Source organism: Bellilinea sp., from assembly GCF_053501535.1.
This window is the reverse complement of sequence record NZ_JBRCOK010000025.1, coordinates 64027-77645: the sequence shown is the minus strand read 5'-3', so window position 1 is coordinate 77645 and position 13619 is coordinate 64027. Positions and strand designations below refer to the sequence as shown.

The window sequence follows — 13619 nt, the reverse complement described above, 5'->3', positions numbered from 1 at the left end:
AGTTGATTTTCAGGCGGATGAGTTCGGCTTGTTGATAGAATGGATGAGCGCGGTAGTTAATAGGGTAAGCGCATTAATCTCCATTTCTAATTTGCTTGCTGTATTTTCGGTCAATGGGCCATAACCGGATAATATTTTAGGGCGAGTATCCAGCAGACTGGCCCAACATAAACTCAGTTCTGAAGCCAAAATTCGACTGTTTTTTTCCTCCACTGCCTGAAGGTTAAACTGCACCTTTAACATATGAAGGCGATTCAAAAGTTCCAACACCTGTTTTTGAATATAAACAGTAGTCTCTTCTGGAACGTCGTTGACAGGTTGATAAAAGATACCAGGTTGTGGTTCGTTTTGCAATAAATTTAATATATGGCGAAGCAGTTTCTCAATGGTAACAAAAGAGGAGGTCAGGTACCTTTTTTGCGATTCATTCAAATTCAAATTGTCAAGCGTTTCTTCAATCGTATTCATTTTATCCTCAAAATAAAAACCTCTGATGATAAGCGGTTTATCATCAGAGGCTATCAGCCTTCCGGCGGTTTGGTCAGAACCCAGCGAGCCTCATCGCTTGATTATTTGAATTATACCATTACTCGAAGCCGTTTTTCCCTCTCAGTTATTGCCGAAGATCCAGTCTCCATTGCTTTGATTCCATTGCACAATTTCTTCTGGTTTGAACCATAAGTTGATCTCTGCAATGGCGTTTTCGACACTGTCTGAAGCATGGGTCAGGTTGCGCCCGACTTCCAGACCAAAATCATGGCGGATGGTGCCGGGGGCTGCTTCTGTTGGGCGGGTGGCTCCCATGGTTTGACGTACTGCGGCTACCGCCTGCGGGCCTTCCCATACCATTGCCATAACCGGTGCGGAGCAAATGTACCGTATCAGACCTTCGTAAAAAGATTTACCTTTGTGTACGGCATAATGCTGTTCAGCCAGTTCGGTGGAAACCTGTAAGAATTTGGCAGCGACCAGTTTTAACCCACGCTGTTCAAGGCGCTTGATAATTTCTCCAATTAGACCTCTCTGTACAGCATCGGGTTTGGCAAGTACGAAAGTGCGTTCCACAATGTCCTCCAAAATGGGATAAATTCTTATCGCAGCAGTTCTTCTGCTTTGGTATAAGCTTCTAACGCTTCCTGCAAGCGGTTGCTGCGTAAGTAAGCATCGCCCAAAGTTTGCCAGATAGTGATGTCAATGGGGTAACGGTAAAGTGCATCCCGCAAATCATGAATTGTTTCTTCCAGATATTGCCCATCTTTTATCAATTGATTGTAAGCCTGCAACGCTTTTTCCAGATTGTGAGATTGAAGCGCTGATTGGGCAATCGTCAAAAGTTCAGCATGGCTTCCGGCTTCAATGGTTGCAGCCGGTGGCTGGGGCTCCTCAATTTCGAGAGAGGGTACCTCAGCGGTGGGTAATTCAAACTCCGGTACCCAATCTGAAGGCATCTCTTCCTGTTCTGTTTCAGGTTCCTGTTCCTCTAATCCTTTCAGCCAGGTCGGTGTTTCTGCTTCGATAGAGGGCGTTTCTTCCCCTGAGATACCTAAAGATTCAACTTCCTCTTCAACTGCCGGAGGAGCAGCTGCTTTGTGGTAAACGGGTTGGGTATCTTCAATGGTTTCTGGTTGTTGCTCAAAAAATTCCACACCTGGCTGAGTGATTTCCACTTCCGCAACCGTCTCATTATCTGCAATCGTGTTAATATTTTCTTCGGATTGCAATTCTTCTTTCACCCATTCTGGCAGCTCTTCCTGACGGTCTTCAGGTTTTGTCAACAGGGTTTCTTCAGCGGCACCTTGTTTGGCAGCCAGACTTTCCAGCCATGCAAAAGTTGAATCTTCATCCTCCAATTCCTTCGGAGGGCTGGTTAGGAAAGGAGGCATGACAGCGCCTTCCTCCCCAGTTTTTGTAGAAAGAGTAAATTCTTCTGTTTCTTCAGGTGTTTCGGCGGTTGCCTCGCCTTCCTGTAATGATTCCATGAGCCAATCGGGTAATGGTTCTTCCGTTTCAGGTGTTTGAGGCTGCTGAAGTTCCGCTGTTTCCGGGCTTTCAGCCTGTTCAATTTGCATGAAATCAGGGATTGCTGCTTGACCGCTCTGTTCTACCTCTTCATTTTGAGGCATATCTGAGGGGGGAATTTCTGGTTGGGGGGTTGGTATACCCTTCTCTTCGAATTCCGGAGCGATTTCGGCAGGTGTTTCTTCAACCAGCGATTGAATCCATTCGGGCGGGGTATCCTGCCGTTCCTCGGGTGAAGTCAGCAGTGTAGATTCATCGGCTCCCTGCCGGGCTGCTAAACTCTCCAGCCACGCCATGGTGGCATCCAAATCTCCAAGGTCTGGCAAAGTTTGTGATGTGCCAGGCTCAGGAGCAATTGGCGAAGTTAACTTTTCTTCGGCTGCTGTTTCCAACTCGGTTTCACTGAAGGATGGAATTTCTGCCGGGAAAGGTTCGGATTCAGCAGGAAGTTGTTCTTCTTCAAGGGTGGTTAAATCTTTGAGCCACTCAGGTTCATCTTCAAAGGTTGCAGCAATTCCAACTTCTTCTTTATCCGTGGTGGAGGTTGAGAAAGAAATGGCCGATTCATCAATTGCGGTTTGTTCAATTTCCTCGGCAGTAGATTGTTCTTCGGAAAGTTGGATTTCGTCGGTGAAGGGTGTTAAAGGAGTTCCTTCGCTCAATTTTGTTTCTTCAGAGGGAAGAATTTTCTCCAGCCAATCATTTTCTTCTTCATCCGCTGGCTGCTCCTCCGAAAGGGATTCTTCTGGGGCAATCTCTTGCAGCCATTCTGGAATCTCTCCCATCTCCAGACCTTCTTCGGGCAGATTAAAACCAGCTTCAACGGTTTCATCTACCTTATCGGCGGGTGTCCAGCCGGCTTCTCGCATCCACTCGGGGATGGTTTCTTCTTCGGGCTGATCAGTAATGATCGGAGCAGATGATTCAGGCGATTGTTCTTCAACCCAGGTTGTTGCTTCAGAGGTAAGGGGGGAAGAGGTAATCGAGTCTTGTGCTGCTTCAGCCGGTTTGATTTCGGAAAACCAATCCGGTAATGGCTCTTCGGATTCGGTTTTAAATTCTACGCCGGCTGTTAGAGCCCACTCTGGCGAGGTGGTTTCTTCCTCGATGTTTTCAATCTCTAATCGATCCAGAGTAACCGCATTGTCGGGTACTTCAATGCTGCTGATCGCATTGGGAGGAAGGTACGCCAGATAAGGATCCATTGCAAATACACGTTGCTGATAGATTTTTGCATCTTCCGCCCGTGAGGTTTGGAGAAGTGTTTCTGCCAGAATGCGATTGGCTTCAAAACAATAGGGAAGTTTGGAGATCAGACGGCTGCAAACCTCGATGGCTGCAACGGTTTGGCCGGAAAGAAAATACATGCGCGCAAGAATGACTTCCAGATCTACCCGCAACGGGTCTTCCGCTAACGCAGCACGGATTTCGGCAATGGCCTGCTGGTACAATTCGCCGCGGGCATACATGCGCACCAAGGCGCCGCGGGTCAATCGGATTTTGGGAGGTTCAACCCCATCTCGCCGTCCGTACAAACGGCGGAGTTCGTCCTGAACGGCTGTGTTGGAGGGTTGGGCTTCAAAGGCTTTTTCCATGTGCCAGATCGCAGCATCCAGATTGCCTTCATCCTCGCGGATGATGCTCATCCCGATTTGTGAAATGAAGTCATCCGGCACCGCAGAGAGAATTCGTTGAAGCACATCGGCTGCTTCGGCATAGCGCTGCGACTCAAGATAGGCTTTTCCTAGAAGGCGGTAGGTGTCTATGTGTTTAGGATAATATTTGAGAATGTGACGACAATGAGCAATGGCAGTGTTTGATTCACCGCGGTCGATCATTGCCTCAATTTCACGGTTATAAGCTCGTAAAGGTATTTTAGCCATAAACCACCTCCCAATGGTTAGTATGCCCCAAGTTTTAGGATTATGCAAGTCATTTGAAAGACGAGGTGGAATAAAAGAAACCGCTCGGCATTTCCGCAGCGGTTTCCAGTTGTACTTGCCGGTAATTCTTTATTCGCCCAGATAATCGCGCAACTTGCGTCGAATGGTGGGATGGCGCAAGCGGCTGAGTGCCTGAGCTTCGATTTGTCTGACCCGTTCACGGGTGACACCCATTTTTCTGCCAACCTCTTCCAGGGTGTAAGCCTGTCCATCCAGTAAGCCATAGCGGAGTTGCAGAATACGCACTTCGCGGGGTGGGAGAGTGTTGAGCACCTCCTCCAGATGTTCGCGTAACAAGTTGTAGGTGGCGGTATCATCCGGCGGCGGTGCTTCATCATCTTCAATGAAATCTCCCAGGACAGAATCTTCCTCATCGTCGGTCGGGGTTTCCAAAGAAAGGGGGCGGCGCGCCACCTGAATCATGTTTTCTACTTTCTTTGGCGGTACATCCAGGGCGATGGCCAGTTCGTCCACGGAGGGTTCTCTGCCAAGACGCTGAGTGAGTTGATGTTGGATACGCAACAATTTGTTGATTTGGTCACCCATGTGAACCGGCACACGAATGGTGCGTCCCTGATCGGCAATGGCACGCGTAACCGCCTGACGAATCCACCAGGTAGCATAAGTGCTGAATTTGTGACCCCGGCGATAGTCAAATTTTTTGGTTGCGCGGATTAAGCCGATGTTACCTTCCTGAATCAGGTCAAGAAAAGGTACACCACGTCCCATGTATTTTTTGGCGACGCTGATGACGAGGCGGGAATTGGCGGTGATCAGATGTTCGCGGGCTGCCCAGCCGTCTTCGATTAACTTGCGCAATTCGTGGCGGCGGCGGTTGCCGACATTGCCCCGCGCCAGTTCCTCACGGGCCAGTCGGCCTCGTTCGATGCGCTGAGCCAGTTCGACTTCTTCTTCTGCGGTCAGCAATGGGACACGGCTGACCTCTTTCAGATACAGACCAATTGTATCGTCGGTATCAATGTTTTGAAGATCATCAAAGATGATTTCGCTCGCGGCTTCTTCCGGTTCTTCGATCTCCTCATCCAATGCCAGTTCATCTTCCGCAGGTTCGGGGATTAGCGATTCATCTTCGATGTAAGGAATGCCCGCGCTCATTAAGGCAGCAAAAGCCTCCTCCAGTTGCTCGACATCTTGCTCGGCTTCCGGGAAGAAGTGAAGAATGTCGTCAATCGTGACGTAGGACTTTTGCCGGCCTAACTCAATTAAGCGAGCAATGGCTGGATATTCGTCTTCTTCTTCGTCAACAACATTAATCAGCGGATTGTCCATACGTTTCACAAACTTCCTTTTTTGAGAAAAGTATCTCAGTATTCGTTCTAATTTTGTCTTTTTATCCAGCATTTTGCCTGCTCGTGTATTCTATTTATTCAGAATACACTCTTTTTTAAGGAAAATCAATACCTTGTATTGCCTGGTGCTGTGGGCAGCAGATCAAACTGCTGGATTCTTTACTCTTTGTCACCCTGACAAACAAACGAGCGGTTAAATTTACCCCGCCCGCCGCAGTTGGTGGTTTCCATGAATGTGGCAATAAACAGCCGCATAACACTATATAACAAACTGAAAAGAAATTCAATAGGTTTTTGAAATTCTAATGAAACATTAATCCAAAAAAGCCCGAGGAAAATACAAAATTTTTCAAAAAAACCTAATGTTTGTCCTGAAAACGGATGATTAATTTTGATTGACATTTATTTTGGTTGTTATACAATGATTTAGTGCGTCTCGATGGAATTCAGACGCATTCATGGGTTAATCACCCCAAATCCCCTTACTAACCTGGAGGCAATATGGATATTTTAGGTCTTTCCAGGCACGGTCTGCAGACACCATTCGAGCAGATAGCCGTGCTCAGCGTTCTGGTTGTTGCGCTGCTTAGCCTGTTATATGCCTGGTTGCTGCGTAACAACGTTTTACAAAAGGATAAAGGCACTGAAAAGATGCAAGAAGTTTGGGAGGCCATTCGACAAGGCGCGGATGGTTACCTTCAAAGACAGCTGAAGACCATTCTGCCTGCAATTGCTTTATTAACCATTGCCTTGTTCCTGAGTGTGGCGGTTGTTGAACCAAGCCTTGAAGCCCAAGAAGAGTTTGGCCATCTGGGAGCCACCAATGTCACACTAATTGTGGCTTTTGGAAGAACGATTGCGTTCATTATGGGGGCTTCCTTTTCTCTCATCGTTGGGCAACTGGGAATGCGTATGGCGATTCAGGCCAGTGTACGGGCTGCCTCTGCTGCACGACGGTCCTTCAATGAGTCATTGTCCATTGCCTATTATGCAGGCACAATCACCGGCATGTTAACCGATGGTTTAGGGTTGATGGGGGGCACTTTGATCTTTATCATCTTTGGGCGGGCAGCACCAGACGCTTTACTCGGCTTTGGTTTTGGCGGTACCCTGCTGGCTCTCTTCATGCGGGTTGGCGGTGGTATTTACACCAAAGCGGCAGATGTCGGAGCGGACCTGGTGGGTAAAGTCGAAAAAGATATTCCTGAAGATGATCCCCGCAATGCTGCTGTCGTGGCCGATCTGGTTGGAGATAACGTGGGTGACTGCGCCGGTATGGCGGCAGATATTTTTGAGAGTTATGAAGTCACAATTGTCTCTGCTTTGATTTTGGGGTTGGTGCTCTATCAGGCAACCGGACAAATTCACTATATTGTGTATCCACTGGTCATCCGGGCAATTGGCGTGATCAGCTCAATTATCGGCACTTTCACCGTTCCGATTTGGGAGCGATTCCCGATCAAATTCCTGCGGGCACACGACGCTGAAGAGGCAATGTTCCGCTCTTATGAAGTTTCCAGCGTCAATACGGTGATATTTTCCTTTTTGCTGGCGATTTTATATGCCGGAGACTGGCGTCTTGGTTTGTTAACAACGATTGGGGTTGGGTTGGCGGTTGCATTCAATCCGCTTACGTCCTACTTTACCGCAACCCGCAAAGCACCAGTGCAAGAAATCGTTAAATCTACCCGTACCGGTCCAGCAACAACCATTCTTTCCGGTCTTTCGGTTGGAATGGAATCGAGTGTGTGGGCGCTGGTAGTGATTGCCATTTCATTTACACTGGCTAAGTTAATCTATCAGGCTGATGGAGCCAATTTTGTGCTTTATGCTGTTGCGATGATTGGTATTGGGATGCTCAGCCATACCGGCAATAATGTGGCAATGGATTCCTACGGCCCGATCTCCGATAATGCCAACGGTATTGCTGAAATGGCCTGGCATGATTTGGATGATCCCGAAACACTTAAAGCCCGGCAGATTATGGCCGATCTGGATGCGGTTGGTAACACTACCAAAGCAATTACCAAAGGTATAGCAATTGCCTCGGCTGTAATTGCGGCAGTGAGTCTGTTTGCTTCTTACATTACCGATGTGAACCGTGCAAAAAGCGGTGTGATGGAAGCCATCCGCATCTCTGATACCACCGTATTCATTGGTTTTCTGTTGGGGGGGGCTTTGCCATGGCTATTCAGTTCTCTTTCCATCCGTGCCGTGTCACGGGCTGCCAGCGAGATTGTAGAAGAGGTGCGTAAACAATTCCGCGTACCGGGGATCATGGAAGGGACTGTCAAACCGGATTATGCCAGGGTGGTGTCCATTTCAACTCGGTCGGCTCAAAAGGAATTGATTCCGCTGGCGGTTATCTCAATCACCATGCCGCTGCTGGTTGGGCTGGTATTGCAGGTTGAAGCCTTGGGTGGTTATCTGGCTGGGGTTATTTTAAGTGGTCAACTGCTGGCCGTGTTTATGGCCAATTCCGGCGGTGCATGGGATAACGCCAAAAAGGCCATTGAAGATGAACCACGTAATTTGGAGATGAATACCGGCAAAGGATCAGAACGTCATAAAGCCGGGGTGGTTGGTGATACAGTTGGCGACCCCCTGAAAGACACTGCCGGCCCGGCCCTCAACCCAATGATTAAAGTGGTCAATCTGGTTTCTCTGCTGGCTGCACCGATCATCGTAAACTTCCAGCTGAATTCCTTTGTTGGAATTGTCGTGGTGCTGATCCTGTTTGCCGGCTTTGTTTGGGCGATTTTCCAGAGTAAGCGGCCAGTTCCCGATGTAGATAAACCCATTTAGGTCTGATAAGGCGAAGAAGAGGACGGGGATTAATCCCCGTTCTTTTCTTTTAAGAGGTTGACGGTTTCATTGAAATCATCGGGATAGGGTGCGGTAATTGCAAAAGGACGCAGAGAAATTGGATGGAGAAATTCCATCCTCCAGCAATGCAAGGCAAGGCGACGGATTGGCAGAACAACAGACTTGCGCTGATATTCTTCGGGTAAGGATGGATGCGCATCCGAAGAGTCAGGGGGACGATTCCAGGGAAAGTAAAGGTTATCGTGCAGCAGCCAGCAACCGACGGCAGAGAGATGGGCGCGAATCTGGTGGGTATAGCCGGTGAGGGGCTGCGCTTCAATGAGTAAAATGCCATTCATCAATGATTGAATCCAATGGATATGAGTAATGGCCGGTTTACCGTGGCGGAAATCAATCACTGTTCTGTGAGAACGATCTCCATCTACTCGTAAAGGGTAATTGATTTCGAAGGGGGCAGTTGCTGGAGACCCGATTGCCAGTAAATGATAAACCTTCTTAATTTGGCGATTTTGAAATTGCAGGCTTAAAAGACGGTGAGTATTGGCGTCTCGGGCAAAAAGTACTGCGCCGCTGGTTTGACGATCCAGGCGGTGAACTACCCATAATCTTCCATAACGCTCCATCAAAACATGATGCAAATCCGGTAAATCCTTTTGATAACCATCAGGGATGGTTCGCAATCCGGCTGGTTTGTTGACTACCAACAGGTGATTATCCATATGGAGAGGGAAAATCTCATCATTATTCAAAGGCATATTATTCCAATGGAAGTTTAGAACCGGAAAAGGACAGACTCCATGCAGGCATGAGTATAATTTGCTTAGAATTATCTTACCATTTTTATGGAGGGTTGCCATGCACATTGTGCTTGTTCATATTCATGTAAAGCCGGAATTTCGAGAGGTTTTCATTGAAGCCACTTTGGAAAATGCCAGAAACAGCATTCATGAAGAGGGTATCGCTCGTTTTGATTTCTTGCAGAACAAAGAAGACCCCAATCGCTTTACGCTGATTGAAGTCTATCGAGGTGAGGCCGATCAAGAAAAACACCGCAAGACGGCACATTACTTAAAGTGGCGGGAATCGGTGGCGGAAATGATGGCAGAACCTCGCCAGGGGGTTCGGTACATCAATTTATTTCCTGAGGAGGAAGCGTGGTAGCCGAGAATTTATCCTTTGATTTCCAAACCGCTCAGCGCATTATTTTTGGAAGCGGTTCGGCCAATCAACTTGGTCAATTAGCGGCTGGGATGGGCAAGCGGGCGTTTTGGATTACCATCCATCGGCGAGCGTTTCATGAAGGGTTGGAAAAGGGATTAATCAGTGCCGGCATCCAGTATCAGACAACGGTTATTCATGGCGAACCGAAACTGGATCAAATTCTTGAATTGGTTAACCGGGTTAAAAAGTATCAGCCTGATCTGGTGATTGCCACCGGCGGCGGGAGTGTGATGGATTGCGCCAAAGCGGTTGCTGCACTGGCTGTTAACCCGGGTGATCCATTGGATTATCTTGAAGTTGTGGGCCGGGGGAAAGCTTTGCAGGTGAATCCGTTGCCGGTTGTCGCTGTTCCAACAACCGCCGGTACCGGCAGTGAAGTTACCCGTAATGCAGTGATTTCCCTTCCTCAGCATGGAATCAAAGTCAGCCTGCGCAGCCCCAAGATGCTGCCTGCCCTGGCATTGGTTGATCCGATCCTCACGATGGGACTATCCCCTGCAGTCACTGCCACCACCGGTATGGATGCTCTCACTCAGGTGATTGAACCGTATGTATCGAACAGGGCAAATGCTTTTACCGACTTGTTTTGTGAGACGGGGATTCGAAAAATTGCTCGTTCGTTGCGAAAAGCATATCATCACGGGAATGATCTCCCGGCGAGGGAGGAGATGGCTTTTGGGAGTTTAATGGGTGGTTTAGCGCTTGCCAATGCGGGATTGGGAGCTGTGCATGGATTTGCTGCACCGCTGGGTGGATTGTTTGAAGCGCCGCATGGGGCGATTTGTGCCCGCTTGCTTCCGGTGGTGTGTCGCGTCAATATTGAGGCCCTTAAAATGCGCCAACCAAACCATCCTGCTCTCGAACGCTATCATCGGCTGGCCGGCTGGCTGGTGGAAGATTTGACTGCCGATGTGCTGGACGGCATCCGCTGGATGGAAGAAACATGTGAAGAACTCCATATACCACGTTTGCGAGAGTATGGAATTCGGCAAAAAGACTTTGCCAGAGTGGTGGAAAATGCCAGAAAAGCCAGCAGTATGAAGGCCAACCCAATCGAGTTGGAGGATGAAGAACTATTTCAAATTTTGGAAGAAGCGTTTTGAAAAATGAGCGTCTATTTTGCTTCCGTGAAATAACTCACCGCAATGACGCCCGGCCCGGCATGAACGAGAATTGCTGGCGGCAGATCATAGATACGAACGCTTGAGATTCCCAATTGCGTCTTAAATTCCTCAGCAAGAGCTTGGGCTTCCTCTTCTGCATCGCCATGCATGATGGTGAGCAGTGCCCCATCGTGGTGCGGGCAGTCAGAATAGACCAGTTCTTTTAATCGTGCCATTGCCCGTCGTTTGGTGCGCTGGCTTTCCACCGGTTCAGTGCGGCCATTCTTAAATTGAAGAATTGGTTTGACCTGCAAAAGGCTGCCGACGAGCATTTTTGCGCCGCCAATTCGTCCGCCTTTGTACAGGTATTCGAGCGTATCTACAACAAAGTAGACCCGTTCCCGCTGGCTCATATCTTTGACCCGTTCGATGATGGTATCGGCGTCCAATCCTTCTTTTGCCCAACGATGCGCTTCTAAAACAATTGAAGCCAGGCCCGAGCCAATGGTGCGTGTATCCACAACGCGGATATCCCTTCCTGGAAAATCTGCTGCTGCTACTTCGGCGCTGCGGAATGTGCCGGAAACGTCTGCTGAAGGAGTTAAAACAACGACTGTGTTGCCGTCCTGAGTGTATTTATCATAAATTGGGTGATACAGTGCCGGGGGCGGAGCGGCGGTTTTTGGCAGGGTGTTTGCTTCGCGCAGTCTTTTCAGGAAGGTTTTACTATCCATTTCAGTGTCATCGCGATAGGTTTCGTTGCCAAAAACGATGATTTGGGGAATATACGGTATTCCCAGTTCCTGCGCCTGGGGGACGGGGATACTGGATGTTGTATCAGCAACAATTGTAACCATGATGAGTCCTCTCTTGGGTATTACCAAAATTAACGAAAAAAATAGCACCACAAGGTTGTGATGCTATTATACAATGATAAACCTCAGGAATTAATCCTCAAACAGGGATTGTTGCCAGTTTCCCCGAAAGGCGAAATGATCAACCGGGTTACGGGTGCGGACTTTGCGCTCTTTTTCCTGAACTTCTACGGGTAAATCTTCGATATCTCCCGGGTAGCCGACAGCAATCATTACCCGCGGGGTATATCCTTCTGGAATGTTGAATAGTTTGCGGGCTTTTTCGGCGTCAAATCCGGCCATCGGACGACAATTCAACCCCATTGCGGTTGCCTGAAGCAGTAAATTTTGATTCGCCATGCCTAAATCGTGCAGAGCTTTGGTATTTTCTCTGCCGTCGGGGCGAATATCCTCGCTGACTGCCAGCAAAAGCAACGGGGCACGGTTAGCCCACACCTGATTGTCGGGGTTGAGACAGGAACGGGCTTTTTCCAACTGTTCCGGTTTGGATGGTTCAAATACAAGATAAACCCACGGCTGGCGGTTGCCGCTGGAGGGTGCTGAACGGGCGGCTTCCAGCAGCAACAGGATTTGCTCCCAGGTTAACAGCCGTTCAGGATCGTAAATTCTGGAAGAGCGGCGGGACTGAATGAGCGAGTGAATTTCAGGATTGGGAAATTCATCGCGAGCGGTTATTGGAGATGTGGTTTGTTCACTTTTGACATTCATTTTTTGTTCCATGCTTATACGGATTTTCTCTATTTATTTTAACCGGCAGGTTGTAAAATTGATAGCAATTGTATGACGCTGCGCAGGACTTTTCACAAGGAATTATTGATATGAATACGCTCATTTCTGAAACCAAAAACGCTTCACTTGCCATCGTAATTTTTGGTGTAACCGGCGACTTAACCCGCCGAAAATTGTTGCCGGCATTGTATGAGTTAATGAAAGCAGAAAAACTGCCGGAAAAGCTTTATCTTATTGGTTTTGCCCGCAGAGACTGGAACGACGAATTTCTTCGGGAGAAATTAAAAAGCGGAATTGATGAGTATGCCAGAAGCAAACCAATTGAAGATGAGATAGTGGAACGCCTTTTATCCAGAACCCATTATGTCCAATCAACTTTTGAGGAGTTGCAGGGTTATCAAAAGCTAGGGGAATTGATCAAAAGTAATCGGATTCAGAATGTCTTGCTGTATCTGGCAACACCACCGGAGGAATATCTGGTCATTGTAGAATTATTGGGAAAAAGTGGTCTCAATAAAAGAGAAAACGGCTGGACAAGAATCGTGATCGAAAAGCCTTATGGACGTGACATTGAGTCGGCAACGGTGCTGGAGCAGGCAGTTCATCGCGTGTTTTCCGAAAAACAGGTTTACCGGATTGATCATTATCTTGGCAAGGAAACCGTACAGAATATCCTGGTTTTTCGCTTTGCCAATGCAATCTTTGAGCCTTTGTGGGATCGCCGCTATGTTGACCACGTACAAATTACTGTTTCTGAAACAGTCGGTGTTGGAACGCGTGCGGGCTATTATGATAATGCAGGCGTAATTCGCGACATGTTTCAAAATCACCTTTTGCAGCTGGTGACACTGACTGCGATGGAAGCGCCGGTTGGTTTCAACGCTGATGCGGTCAGGGATGAGAAGGTCAAGGTTCTTAAGGCACTTCGTCCACTCAAGGGGAAAGATGCCATTCAGAACACTTATCGGGCACAGTATGTTTCTGGTACTATCGAAGGGAAACGTGTACCCGGATATAAAGATGAAGCTGGTGTACCGCCGGACTCAGTTACCGAGACCCTGCTGGCAGCGCGCCTGTATATTGATAACTGGCGTTGGGCGGGGGTACCATTTTATGTGCGTTCCGGAAAACGGTTGCCCAGCCGCTTGACGGAAATTGTGATTCGTTTTCGCCAGGCGCCATTATCGCTTTTCGACTGGCATAATCTGGCAGGAGATGCTCCCAATACCCTAGTGCTCAGCCTTCAGCCGGACGAAGGAATTCGTTTGGAGTTTGGCGCAAAAGCCCCCGGCCCGATTAATCAAATTGCACCGGTCAACATGGAATTCAATTACCAGGAAACTTTTGGCATCGAACCGCCAGAAGCATACGAACGTTTGTTGTTGGATTGCATCCAGGGAGATGCGACGCTTTTCACACGTTCAGATGAAGTTTTAAGCCAGTGGGCGTTTACTTCCAATATTTTGGAAGCATGGCAGCAATTTCCTGTGCGCAATTTGCCAGTTTACGAAGCGGGTACATGGGGCCCGCCAGGCATAGATGATTTTATTCAGCAAGATGGCCGTCAGTGGCGCAATCCTGCTGGTGATTAGT

At 48.3% G+C, this 13619-nt stretch carries 11 protein-coding genes and 1 riboswitch; of the genes, 4 read left to right on the top strand and 7 right to left on the bottom strand.

Features of this window, described 5'->3' with window-relative positions; genetic code table 11:
* Window positions 1-9 precede the first annotated feature (9 nt).
* The 4 genes from ACWIZX_RS02245 to ACWIZX_RS02230 form a co-directional block, all read right to left on the bottom strand.
* Complete coding sequence (locus ACWIZX_RS02245; protein ID WP_322792839.1) at window positions 10-468, bottom strand: hypothetical protein; 459 nt, start codon at window positions 466-468, stop codon at window positions 10-12.
* Window positions 469-505: 37 nt separating this feature from the next.
* A riboswitch (Fluoride riboswitch) is annotated at window positions 506-575 on the bottom strand.
* 34 nt (window positions 576-609) lie between these two features.
* Window positions 610-1065 carry a nucleoside-diphosphate kinase gene (gene ndk / locus ACWIZX_RS02240; RefSeq protein WP_322792838.1) on the bottom strand — a complete coding sequence of 152 codons (456 nt, stop codon included), beginning with the start codon at window positions 1063-1065 and terminating at the stop codon, window positions 610-612.
* Window positions 1066-1091: 26 nt separating this feature from the next.
* A complete protein-coding gene (locus ACWIZX_RS02235; protein ID WP_448334686.1) occupies window positions 1092-3902 on the bottom strand; it encodes a tetratricopeptide repeat protein in 2811 nt (936 codons plus the stop codon).
* 129 nt (window positions 3903-4031) lie between these two features.
* Entirely contained in the window at window positions 4032-5252 is a 1221-nt protein-coding gene (locus tag ACWIZX_RS02230; protein WP_322792836.1) for a sigma-70 family RNA polymerase sigma factor, read from the bottom strand.
* Between the two features lie 521 nt (window positions 5253-5773).
* Here ACWIZX_RS02230 and ACWIZX_RS02225 point away from each other — a divergent pair.
* A complete protein-coding gene (locus tag ACWIZX_RS02225; RefSeq protein ID WP_322792835.1) occupies window positions 5774-8077 on the top strand; it encodes a sodium-translocating pyrophosphatase in 2304 nt (767 codons plus the stop codon).
* Window positions 8078-8106: 29 nt separating this feature from the next.
* Here the strand turns inward: ACWIZX_RS02225 and ACWIZX_RS02220 are convergent, their stop codons facing one another.
* Window positions 8107-8817, bottom strand: a complete 711-nt coding sequence (locus tag ACWIZX_RS02220) for an RluA family pseudouridine synthase (RefSeq protein ID WP_448334685.1) — start codon at window positions 8815-8817, stop codon at window positions 8107-8109.
* A gap of 136 nt (window positions 8818-8953) precedes the next feature.
* Between ACWIZX_RS02220 and ACWIZX_RS02215 the strand changes: the two genes are divergently transcribed.
* Both ACWIZX_RS02215 and ACWIZX_RS02210 read left to right on the top strand, forming a co-directional pair.
* Window positions 8954-9259: a putative quinol monooxygenase gene (locus ACWIZX_RS02215; protein WP_322792833.1), complete on the top strand. Its 306-nt coding sequence runs from the start codon at window positions 8954-8956 to the stop codon at window positions 9257-9259.
* Window positions 9253-10422 (top strand): iron-containing alcohol dehydrogenase, encoded by a 1170-nt coding sequence (locus tag ACWIZX_RS02210; protein WP_448334684.1) that lies wholly within the window; start codon window positions 9253-9255, stop codon window positions 10420-10422. Before ACWIZX_RS02215 ends, ACWIZX_RS02210 begins: the two co-directional genes overlap by 7 nt.
* Window positions 10423-10433: 11 nt before the next feature.
* On the opposite strand, the gene ACWIZX_RS02205 is transcribed toward ACWIZX_RS02210, so the two are convergent.
* Both ACWIZX_RS02205 and ACWIZX_RS02200 read right to left on the bottom strand, forming a co-directional pair.
* On the bottom strand, window positions 10434-11279 hold the full coding sequence (locus tag ACWIZX_RS02205) for a DegV family protein (RefSeq protein ID WP_322792657.1): 846 nt from the start codon (window positions 11277-11279) through the stop codon (window positions 10434-10436).
* Window positions 11280-11369: 90 nt separating this feature from the next.
* On the bottom strand, window positions 11370-12005 hold the full coding sequence (locus ACWIZX_RS02200) for a nitroreductase family protein (RefSeq protein WP_322792658.1): 636 nt from the start codon (window positions 12003-12005) through the stop codon (window positions 11370-11372).
* 110 nt (window positions 12006-12115) lie between these two features.
* On the opposite strand from ACWIZX_RS02200, the gene zwf reads away from it, so the two are divergent.
* Complete coding sequence (gene zwf / locus ACWIZX_RS02195) at window positions 12116-13618, top strand: glucose-6-phosphate dehydrogenase (RefSeq protein WP_448334683.1); 1503 nt, start codon at window positions 12116-12118, stop codon at window positions 13616-13618.
* Window position 13619: the final 1 nt, after the last annotated feature.

Bases quoted from the DNA above. Each gene is read 5' to 3' on its own strand.
- ACWIZX_RS02245 (WP_322792839.1), bottom strand. From the start codon at position 468: ATGAATACGATTGAAGAAACGCTTGACAATTTGAATTTGAATGAATCG.
- ACWIZX_RS02235 (WP_448334686.1), bottom strand. From the start codon at position 3,902: ATGGCTAAAATACCTTTACGAGCTTATAACCGTGAAATTGAGGCAATG.
- ACWIZX_RS02230 (WP_322792836.1), bottom strand. From the start codon at position 5,252: ATGGACAATCCGCTGATTAATGTTGTTGACGAAGAAGAAGACGAATAT.
- ACWIZX_RS02225 (WP_322792835.1), top strand. From the start codon at position 5,774: ATGGATATTTTAGGTCTTTCCAGGCACGGTCTGCAGACACCATTCGAG.
- ACWIZX_RS02220 (WP_448334685.1), bottom strand. From the start codon at position 8,817: ATGGATAATCACCTGTTGGTAGTCAACAAACCAGCCGGATTGCGAACC.
- ACWIZX_RS02215 (WP_322792833.1), top strand. From the start codon at position 8,954: ATGCACATTGTGCTTGTTCATATTCATGTAAAGCCGGAATTTCGAGAG.
- ACWIZX_RS02205 (WP_322792657.1), bottom strand. From the start codon at position 11,279: ATGGTTACAATTGTTGCTGATACAACATCCAGTATCCCCGTCCCCCAG.
- ACWIZX_RS02200 (WP_322792658.1), bottom strand. From the start codon at position 12,005: ATGAATGTCAAAAGTGAACAAACCACATCTCCAATAACCGCTCGCGAT.
- zwf (WP_448334683.1), top strand. From the start codon at position 12,116: ATGAATACGCTCATTTCTGAAACCAAAAACGCTTCACTTGCCATCGTA.